The following is an 829-nucleotide window of genomic DNA, read 5'->3' as shown; positions in this document are numbered from 1 at the left end:
CCCATGCAGCCTGAATCTGGCTTGCATCGGTTAAACGGCTCTGCCCTTTACCTGAAGAACTCATAATCGGTTTAACGAAGCACGGAAAGCCAATGCGCTGTACCGCCGCAGAAAAATCGTCAAAGTTATCTGCAAACGCATAGCTTGATGTTGGCAAGCCAAGCTCTTGTGCTGCCAATGAGCGAATGCCTTCACGATTCATTGTGAGGTTTACCGCGCGAGCTGAAGGTACAATTTGGAAACCTTCGTCTTCAAGCTTTAACAACTCCGATGTCGCGATTGCTTCAATCTCGGGAACAATGAAATCCGGCTTTTCGTGTTCGATCACATGACGTAAAGCGCTTGTGTCCAACATATCAACCACATGAGATCTATGGGCTACCTGCATGCCGGGTGCGTTCTCATAACGATCAACCGCAATGACCTCTACGCCAAGACGCTGAAGCTCAATGATCACTTCTTTGCCTAATTCTCCAGCACCACAAAAAAGCACCTTTGTTGCGTTTTCCGTCAACGCCGTTCCGAGTGTTGTCATTATTCCGTCCTGTTATCCAGCCTCATAAAAATAAGGCCAGAGTATGGAATACCCCGGCCTTTCTCTTTGTTCTTAAATATACGCACTTTTTTCGCGCTCGCGCACCTTGACCATAATCTCCGCTTTTTCAGCTTCAGATTTAGCCCCCCAACCGGCTATTTCTTGGCCGCTTCTGTGGCAACCAACGCAAATATCGGCGTCATCTAGCGCACAAATACTGACGCATGGGGAGGCAATAGGTTTTACTTCGTTCTCTGTCATGAATGCTCGTCTTCAAGTTTCTGTAAATGCTTT

2 protein-coding genes are annotated in these 829 nt (G+C 47.4%); both read right to left on the bottom strand.

What is annotated here, in order from left to right; genetic code table 11:
- On the bottom strand, positions 1 to 535 hold a 535-nt coding region (locus A3750_RS15745; protein WP_156498640.1), incomplete at its 3' end, for an ATP-grasp domain-containing protein.
- Positions 536 to 607: 72 nt separating this feature from the next.
- The gene (locus A3750_RS15740) at positions 608 to 796 is read right to left on the bottom strand and encodes a DUF1289 domain-containing protein (protein WP_068548432.1); all 189 of its coding nucleotides are present in this window, start codon (positions 794 to 796) and stop codon (positions 608 to 610) included.
- Between the last annotated feature and the right edge of the window lie 33 nt (positions 797 to 829).

Source organism: Oleiphilus sp. HI0079, assembly GCF_001635105.1.
Note: the sequence above shows the minus strand (reverse complement) of the source record. Positions and strands in the feature narration are given on the sequence as shown.